1 protein-coding gene is annotated in these 1,826 nt (G+C 39.4%); it reads left to right on the forward strand.

The features are described 5' to 3' along the window. The first annotated feature begins 187 nt into the window (after positions 1-187). On the forward strand, positions 188-1,675 hold the full coding sequence (locus BUB85_RS20780) for a hypothetical protein (protein WP_073113370.1): 1,488 nt from the start codon (positions 188-190) through the stop codon (positions 1,673-1,675). The last annotated feature ends 151 nt before the right edge of the window (positions 1,676-1,826 follow it).

Raw genomic sequence — 1,826 nt, forward strand, 5'->3', positions numbered from 1 at the left:
TCATAATCTCTCGGAATCTCTAAGCCAGTAAATTCAAGGCTTTCAGATTCCTTTTTTATTAAAATCCCCCACTTTTTTGCCCAAAATACTTGACAACTTCGTCGAAAAATGCGGCGCTTCGCGCCTATTGATTAATAAATACCGTTCGTTTGCGGGTGGTACACATTTTTCGATTGGAGGCGATTTTTTGTTACCTGTTAACTGTGGCAGTCATACTGACTACCAAAACTTTATTTTTGAAAATTTACGCAAATACTATCCTAATCCTGATTCCATTGCACGTTCTACATGGGATATCATCGACCGTTTTTGGAACCTTGATCTTTCTTTTACTGATGAATTTATGAAGCCTAAATACTCTGTCTTTGGTCCAAAGCCAAGAACTCCATCCTGTATGCAGCGTTCCTACCTGTTGTCCATTGATTTTAAAGTATCTTCTGTAACAGACTGGGCTGCACAGCTTAAAATCAATCCTCTTTATGCCCTTCTTAGCGGTTTTGAGTTTGGTGATACTCCGGGTGTTGGTACCTTCTATGACTTTTTCTCCAGGTTGTGGGATCACGATGAAAATCACCTTTCACCACATATCCATCCGCTTAAAATCAAGGTGAAAAAGCCTAAGAAAAAAGGTACAAAAGCCGATTCTGTAGAGAAAGTTACTGTAGAACAATTACTTCCCGAATTGGAAAATACAACCTTTCTTATTGATGACCAACCTTACGGTTCTTTGTTTCAATTATACAAAGCTGAATTCCTTGAAACTTCTGTTTCAAAAGGACTCATTGATACAACTGACCTTGCTCTCGCAGGAGATGGAACTCCTGTTGTCACCTCTCACAGAGAACGCAAGCATCGTGTCTGCGACTGTGCTTCTAAAGGCATCACTGACTGTAAGTGTGACAGATATTTTTCTCAACCTGATTGTGATATAGGCTGGGACTCGTCCAGAGACTGTTGGTATCATGGCTACGACTTATACATGAATGTTGACTCCAAAAGCGACTTACCTATTTTTCCATTACTTCATCCTGCATCCAAACATGATTCTCATGGATTCCTACATAACTTTTTTCGATTAAAAAGTTTTTTGCCTCATTACAATGTAATCAAACTGCTCCTCGATTCCGCACACGATGCGATGCCTTATTACAGGTATTGCAAACGGGCAAACATAACTCCGTTCATTGATCTCAATGGCAAAGGTGGCAGACCACCAGTTTATAAAAATGATTTCACCATTGATAAAGATGGGGTTCCTATTTGCCAGGCTGGATTTCGTATGCATCGTGATGGTGTGGAATTAGCTAAGGGAAGGAGTAAATTTAAATGTCCTAAAATCAGTCGTAAAAACGGATGCATTTACTGCACCTGTGATAATCCCTGCTCCGATGCAAAATACGGACGCACCGTTCACTTGATAATGAATGATAATCCAAGATTGTTTAACAATCCACCAAGAAGTAGTAAGGAATGGAAACTTGAATACAATGCAAGAACTTCTGCTGAACGCTCTAACAAGCGTGAGAAATTAGACTTCAAATTAGAAGACGGCAGACACCGTTCATCTAAGATGTGGTACTGCCGCCTCTATCACATCCTGATGTTACAGCATCTGGATGCATGGGATATGCCTTTTGAATCCACCCTCAAAAAGTTGATTCTACAAGCAGCATAATCCTAAGATTATTATATCTCATTTTTTCAAACATAGCGACAGTTATGTCTATTTCCTGTACCCATTTTTACGTTCATGGATAATATTTACTTTTCAAAGTACTATACCAGAGTTTCGCTGGCATGATCACTCAAGATTCCGAGAGATCATT

It is taken from the genome of Hespellia stercorisuis DSM 15480, assembly GCF_900142165.1.
Classification (GTDB): domain Bacteria; phylum Bacillota; class Clostridia; order Lachnospirales; family Lachnospiraceae; genus Hespellia; species Hespellia stercorisuis.